This is a genomic window from Phormidesmis priestleyi BC1401 (assembly GCF_001650195.1).
Lineage (GTDB): Bacteria > Cyanobacteriota > Cyanobacteriia > Leptolyngbyales > Leptolyngbyaceae > Phormidesmis_A > Phormidesmis_A priestleyi_B.
Genome location: NZ_LXYR01000105.1, coordinates 1 through 6,745, shown reverse-complemented (window position 1 = coordinate 6,745; position 6,745 = coordinate 1). Strand labels below are relative to the sequence as shown.

Annotated in this window: 5 protein-coding genes; 1 reads left to right on the top strand and 4 read right to left on the bottom strand. The window is 48.7% G+C overall.

The window, feature by feature from the left end; all coding sequences use genetic code 11:
* Positions 1–677: 677 nt before the first annotated feature.
* The 4 genes from A8707_RS30765 to A8707_RS25070 all read right to left on the bottom strand — a co-directional run bounded on the left by A8707_RS30765 (position 678) and on the right by A8707_RS25070 (position 5,396).
* Positions 678–935 carry a GlsB/YeaQ/YmgE family stress response membrane protein gene (locus A8707_RS30765; protein ID WP_068820050.1) on the bottom strand — a complete coding sequence of 86 codons (258 nt, stop codon included), beginning with the start codon at positions 933–935 and terminating at the stop codon, positions 678–680.
* A 674-nt stretch (positions 936–1,609) separates the two neighbouring features.
* Positions 1,610–3,004, bottom strand: a complete 1,395-nt coding sequence (locus A8707_RS25080) for a vanadium-dependent haloperoxidase (RefSeq protein WP_068820049.1) — start codon at positions 3,002–3,004, stop codon at positions 1,610–1,612.
* Positions 3,005–4,123: 1,119 nt separating this feature from the next.
* Entirely contained in the window at positions 4,124–4,672 is a 549-nt protein-coding gene (locus tag A8707_RS25075; RefSeq protein WP_068820048.1) for a hypothetical protein, read from the bottom strand.
* Positions 4,673–4,823: 151 nt separating this feature from the next.
* Complete coding sequence (locus A8707_RS25070; protein ID WP_068820047.1) at positions 4,824–5,396, bottom strand: TMEM165/GDT1 family protein; 573 nt, start codon at positions 5,394–5,396, stop codon at positions 4,824–4,826.
* Between the two features lie 761 nt (positions 5,397–6,157).
* Between A8707_RS25070 and A8707_RS25060 the strand changes: the two genes are divergently transcribed.
* On the top strand, positions 6,158–6,745 hold a 588-nt coding region (locus tag A8707_RS25060; RefSeq protein ID WP_068820045.1), incomplete at its 3' end, for an IS6 family transposase.

Genomic DNA, 6,745 nt, shown 5'->3' with positions numbered 1-6,745 from the left:
TATCGTGATGATTCGGTTAATGCTCAAACGATTAACAAAGAACCACACCCGATGGAAAGAAAAGACCGCTTAATACTCATTTACAAACACACTCTAAGTCAGCTTGACTGATCACGGCAGCCTTACCTTGTGGTTTCGTTTGCTTGTCCGTTTTGCGGATGTACTTGCCCATCGTCTTGTTCCTCTGGCTGCTTTACCTCTCTACCCTACCTAAATTTCTGTAATTAATTTATGTAGGATGCTCAAAGCACTGATTTTCCGTACTTTGATCCGTTTGCAGATTTTCAAACGCCTTATTTTCGTTTACCTTATCAATCGAATGGCAGTCTCAAAACGCTGAAAGGTGCATTCTGTCGTTTGCCTTGTGAGCGATTGATAATAAAAACTTAAGTGAGGTGGACAATCAAGGGTTAGCTGTGACAGTTTAACCTTCGTAACTTACTGATAATCAAACCGGCTACCGACATAAAGTGGGACAGATTGAACGAAGCTTAAAGACTTGAGGGACCCACTGTCTCGGCTTAAGTTGGTAGCCGGTTAGGTTACCACTCTGACAGTATTGAGGCGAGCGTTAATCGATTGTCCTCAACGCGGTAGCAGGGGTAAATATAGCAGTGCGATGTAGCAAGTGCCTTGAACCATGCCAGATTCGTAGCCACCCCTGACTACATCAACATCTAGACAGCCCGCCCGCGTTGAATGAGATGCAAAACGAACAACAGTACAACGGCACCGATAAAGGCAATAAAGATGGTTCCAGCAAGTCCAGGGAACGGTGAGGCGAGTCCTATCTGTCTAAAAAGCCAACTGCCAACAAAAGATCCAACAATGCCCACAACTATATCTCCAAGAATCCCGTACCCGATTCCGCCAGCTACGACACTGGATAGTATTCCTGCAATAAGACCGACAATTAGCCAAGTGAGAAGATCCATCTTTCCTCCAGAGGGGATTGATTCGGAATACGTGTAAAACAGTGCCACGAACTCTTGAATCCTTGCTTAAGTAAAGGCTATACCAATTTAGAGGCAGAGGGTGAAAATCTTCTGGTTCACTGCGGTCGATGCAGTTAACCAGAAGATTTTCACTTAACCTCTATCTAGTCAAGGATTCAAGAGTTCGTGGCACTGTTTTACACGTATTCCGTGCGCCGAGCAAAGCTCGGCTCTATCGGCTGCGTGTAAGTCCCAGCTCCAGAAGCTTTGGCAAGGCACTGGATATCGAGTGTTGCGTCGGTGTCGGCCACGCCACGGCGAAGCGTACACAGAGAGGTGGAGAGCTGCAATGCGAAAGCGTGAAGGAATCGAGCCCCGTTATTGGGGAGAGAGTAACGCGTCTGCTGCCAGCCGCCATGAAGCTGCTAGAACCCTCATCCTGTCGAAACTTTAGATGGACAGTTTTATTGTACTAAAACACCTCGTTATCGTGATTTTCTCACCGCTTCAAATTCAAGCAGATCAACCACTTCAGCACACTCGTGGTGGCTGACAGCAGACGCGCTACTCTCTCCCCTTTCACCCTCTGATTGAACAATGGATAATATGGCTTTCAAAAATGGGGGCATACTATCCATCGCCTTTACAGAATTCTGTCAGTTCAATAAATGGAGTTATAAAGTGCCTTCCCAATACTGACGCGCCTTCTCGTAAGCTTGTATGCTAACTTTACGCCCCAGTGCTAGTCCAGCGACGTTGCCTTCATAGAAATGGATTCCACCATACAAGCGCGACTCTCCGGCTTCTTGCGCGGCAGCGGTAAATGTTTCCCATTGCAATACAACCCCAACAGCTTCTGTTAAGTCAGGCTCAACGCGCAAGAAACCAGTTTGCTTGTAGGAGTAATCCCCTAAGCGATCGCTGCCTGTAAACCGTTTCAACACCTCAGCTCCCGCCATCGAGAAGGCACTATGCCCGGATGTAAACTCTGGAAATGGAGGGGTCGGAAACGTCGGGACTTGATAGGGTCGCCATGCCTCTCCTAAAATTTGAGCAATGCTACTTCCGGTCCAGCCATCAATCTTCTTACCCCGGAACAGATGCCGAATGGCGGTGACTGGTCGAACATAATCGTAGTAGCGCTTGGCTTCCCAGGTCGCAATCGCGGCATCATGAATCGCATTCGCCAAAGCAAAGAACATTTTGGCATCGTCTGCCAGATTATGATGGTCCCGCTCGGAAATAAAGGACGCGAAGAGTTCCCAATGTCCTGGTGGTAGCTCAGAGTTGGGTCCATCTGCCCAGTATTCTGCAATCACCTTTTGCTTGGTGATCAGATTCTTCTGAACCTCAACGATATGCTTGGCTTGATCGAGAAATCCCTGGGATATGATCGCTTGAGGCGGAGCCGGACGAAATTGATCTGCCGAAGTCAGCGCGAACGGACGCACCTTCTCCCAATGGGGAGCGATAAAACTAGGAATTTGTAGCTTGCCAGTGCCATCAAGATAGCTTAAGGGCTGCCAGCGATCTGGATGCGGCGTATTGACGATCGGGGAAGGTTCTGTTGCAGCGACGGGCAAATTAACGGGGGTGTAACCTGTGTAATCTGCATAAATTTTGCCGCTATCACTGAGTTCACCCAATTGATTGGCACCATCGCGATGACGCTCTGCCAGGATGGCTTGGGCGGCTAGATTGCCTATCCCGTCTGGGGTTGAAGCGTCTTCACTGGTTGAAGGAACAAGCCCCAGCGAAGTCATGGCTAAATCAAACGTTGCGACCTCAGTGGGAAATTGATCCACCAATACTCGATAGGCAGCCTGACTCATCGCCGCGATTTTAACTGCATCTGATTCGGCAATTTGACGCGGTAATCTGATTTGAGTTGGAATTGCTACGGCATCATACACTGCCCAAGCATCGAAAATGGCAGTGTGTAGGATGGCAAGCGATCTTGCCACCATTGGTGGACCAATTCGGGGTCGTGCAGCAAGTTTATCGGGTTTGCCAAGATTACGAATCGCTGTTAATGCTGCATCTGTCCAAACGACGGAAGGGGTATCCATGTTATCCACCTCGTATGAATTGTAGGGAAGTAGAGTGGGGTGGGATGGGAAAGCCAGGATCGATTGGTTCAGCAATCGAGGTGTCTCATCATTACTTCTGAATTTATCCTTCTAAGGTGAACGAGGATATTCCCCGGACGGGTGATAATTCTTAACCAGAGCAAGACTGAAGAACTTGGGATTCTTCTTGCTGTCATTGATTCAAATAGAGGTCAAGCCGACATAAGACCAGAAAGGTGCAACATGGGCTGGCAAGCTTTGCTACGTTGAGCTCCTGGATCAAGCCCCAGGCAAGAGGAAAAGCGTCAGAAATCTACGCCAGAATTGGGCTTTCAGCCCTTTCTTGCACTAAATTAGTCATGTATCGGCTCAACCCCTGGATCAAGCGACACAGCAAAAGAAGGTCAGGGCAAACTTGGCAACGATGGCACCAGAGCGAAACGGGTCAGATGCAAGACCTGCGCCAAATTCTTAATGGTCGGTTGAGGCGCAAGTCGCTACAAACTAGGGAACTCGGGGTCTCAGTAGCAATGGAACCGTTCTTTGCCTCAAGGCTGTAACGCTCTCCCAGCAGGGTGTTCTCCCAGCTTGTGCTCGCTCACCCTGATTCCAAAGCTTCGCTAAACCATAATTTCTACTGATATCTCAATTAAGCTTGCCCACCTGCTGAAATGGCAGAAGTGCAACGGTAGAATCAGGACCCCAAGCTGATAAAGGGTGGGAGATTACTGATGTAACACGACCCTTTTTTCATTTTTCAGTCCAAAACTAGTCCAACCTGCTTGTAGTACGTTTTGTGCCGATTCGTAGAACTTATTGAAGCGAACCGATCGCTTATGCTCTGAATCATTTGCTTAATAAGACATTCACAGCAAATGGCCCTTTTTTACGTGAATCGTTGCCATACCCCTATCACATCGAGTCCCGCGTCTATGGGATTGCGACAGGATCCGATGCGGTTGGAAAATCGACCAGAGAAAAATTATCCATCTCTAAAACTTAGCTCGGTCAAGGATGGTCAGATCACATACCCTAAACCCGGAATCAACCACAGAATGAGGATTTCAAAGATTTTTTTCTCTCGCCAATTCGCCAACCGTATTGGACCTCTTCCAATCCCTAGAACACGTACAGTGGACCTTGGGCCGTTGGCAGCACACTAGACTCTTCACTGACCACAGTCAGATTTGGCAAGGTGCCCCGGAAGAAGGTGCCCCGTGTTTGCGGTGACAGCAAGAGTTGGGTGCCGGCTGGAGCATCGATCGTGACATACCCACGCAGTTCATAATTCGGTGCTCCCCCTTGCTGCAAAATTTTCTTCACATCAGGCTGAAGCAGGAAGGTGGTTGTATCCGTACCCTTGACGGAGTTGGCTGGATCAAGCTTTGCCTCCAGCACAAAGGAGGGCGTGCCAACCACCAAGGGAATAGATTTAGCGGTGGTTTTATCCGTGAAAGTCAGTGGGATCGCGGGGGGATTAATGCCATCCAAGACAAACCGTAGCGTGATGGGAGGCGCAGGAGTCACTTGCTCATTCTGCGTAAAATTGGAAATGATCAAAAAATACGCTTGCACCACGAAAGGATTTTCAATGCCAGCAGGCGCAAACGCGGATGGAATAATGGGTTGCGCGAGGAGTTCGAAACTGGAAACGAGCTTACTGGTCATAAAGGAAGAGACCTCAGTGAAGTAGGTGGAAGACTGTTCCAAGGTAACCAGACGATGGCCAGAAAGATGGTACCCACCAGGGTGATTGCTGCTCATCCTGGGATTGATTCGGGATACGATGCGGTTGGCGAATCAATCCCTACTATCTTCTCTACGCTTTAACTAATATACCGATGCCTACAACGGCAAAAGCACTGGCAGCGACTCGCTGTAAGAGCTGGGGCTGTATCCGATCCTTCATCTGAGAACCAACGATGACCCCGATCGCGGTGACGGACCACAACGCTAAAGTTGCAGCGGTGAAAATTGTGAAGGGAGCCTGCTCTTTCGCCACTAGCGCCGCTGTTGCCAATTGGGTTAAATCGCCCCATTCAGCAATAAAAATGGTCATGAAGGCAGTTCCAACGGACTGAGAGAACCGCGCAGTTTTAGGCGCACAATCAGGTTTTTCTGTTCCAGAGTCTTGTCTACGCCACATCATGACGGCAAAAACTAGGAAGAGAATGCCTGCGGTGAGATGCACCCACTGAGAGGGAAGGAGACTGAACAAACTACCGCAGGCAACGGCGACCACACTTTGAATCACAAAAGCGGCGGCGGCACCCAGAAAGACCGCAAAGGGATCGTGACAGGTGGCAAGAAATAAAGCAGCAAACGCTGTTTTATCGGGTAACTCTGCCACAAAAGTGAGGGCAAAGGTCGAAACAAAAAGACTTAATTCCATAGAGATATCAGCTCATCAAGCTCATCAGAATTGGTTACGGTTTTCTGAGTGAGCTTGATGAGTGCAGACACACTTCACCCAGCCCACATCAGATGTGAACTCAGTGAAGGTCTCGCTCTCAAGTTGAAAGATCCTGGTGCCATGCAGCGCCGAAAATCAAAGACTTGTCCCCTGAACCAGGCTTTCTGCCAGTATGTTGACTCAGGTGTACTGGCTTTCTTTGCCAGCAGCTACTCCCCTTCAAGACTGTTCCAACCTAACCTAAGTAGCACTAAGAAGCAAGAGAAATTTAATCGAATTGCTGATGATTGCTATCAGAAATATGTCAAATTACTTCACTTTTGTTTCATATTTTGCTTGATCCCATTTCGGGTTTTAAGCAGAGCCAAAAAGCCACTTTGAAACTTTTTTAGGGATACTTGAAGCGGCTTGAACAGTCTGGGCGGAAGCCAGTGCACAAGCATCAGCAGAGTTGTCCATTTCAATCTAGTAGGGGTAGATTCCCCGCCGCTCTGCGGCGAAGAAGACAAACTGCAATCCGAAGCTTTAGGTTCGGCAGCAGATCCTATTCCATACCCCGTCTGCTTGCAGCGGAGTTCGTTGATTCCCGAGATGGTCATGCAATTCCTGGCAAGTTTGAGCGAGAAACGTATCATCAGGATGACCAACAGACATGAAACAATCACAAGCAGTTCCCCCATGCGGTTGTGTCGCAAAAATAGTAAGGTAGGGAAGCTTAATTTTTTCTAGCCTTGCTCTAAATGACGACTGACTCTCTGTTCAAATGGCGGCACTTCTTGCCCGAAATCATCGTGTTGAATGTGCGGTGGTATTGCCGCTATCCTCTGAGCTACCGGGATTTGGAAGAAATGATGGCAGAGCGAGGAGTTGAGGTGGATCATTCCACCCTCAATCGTTGGGTGCTGAAATTTGCCCCTGAACTGGACAAACGCATTCGACCGTTCTTGAATCCCACGAATGACTCATGGAGAGTGGACGAGACTTACATCGAAGTGAAAGGAGCGTGGAAATATCTTTACCGCGCTGTCGATTCAATGGGCAACACGTTGGACTTCATGCTGAGCGCAAAGCGGGACGGTAAAGCAGCAGCCCGGTTTTTCCGCAAAGTGCTGAAGGCGACTCATACTCAAACACCCCGCGTGATCACCGTCGATAAAAATGCTGCCTATCCGGTGGCAGTCGAAGCCTTGAAAGGCGATGAAACGCTGGCAGCAGAGACAGAATACCGGCAGAGCAAGTACCTGAATAACATCATCGAGCAGGATCACCGCAACATCAAGCGATTGACAAAGCCAATGATGGGATTCGGCTCATTCAACACAGCGAGA

Coding starts and splice junctions, on each gene's coding strand:
- A8707_RS30765 (WP_068820050.1), bottom strand. CDS start 935: ATGGATCTTCTCACTTGGCTAATTGTCGGTCTTATTGCAGGAATACTA.
- A8707_RS25080 (WP_068820049.1), bottom strand. CDS start 3,004: ATGGATACCCCTTCCGTCGTTTGGACAGATGCAGCATTAACAGCGATT.
- A8707_RS25075 (WP_068820048.1), bottom strand. CDS start 4,672: ATGACCAGTAAGCTCGTTTCCAGTTTCGAACTCCTCGCGCAACCCATT.
- A8707_RS25070 (WP_068820047.1), bottom strand. CDS start 5,396: ATGGAATTAAGTCTTTTTGTTTCGACCTTTGCCCTCACTTTTGTGGCA.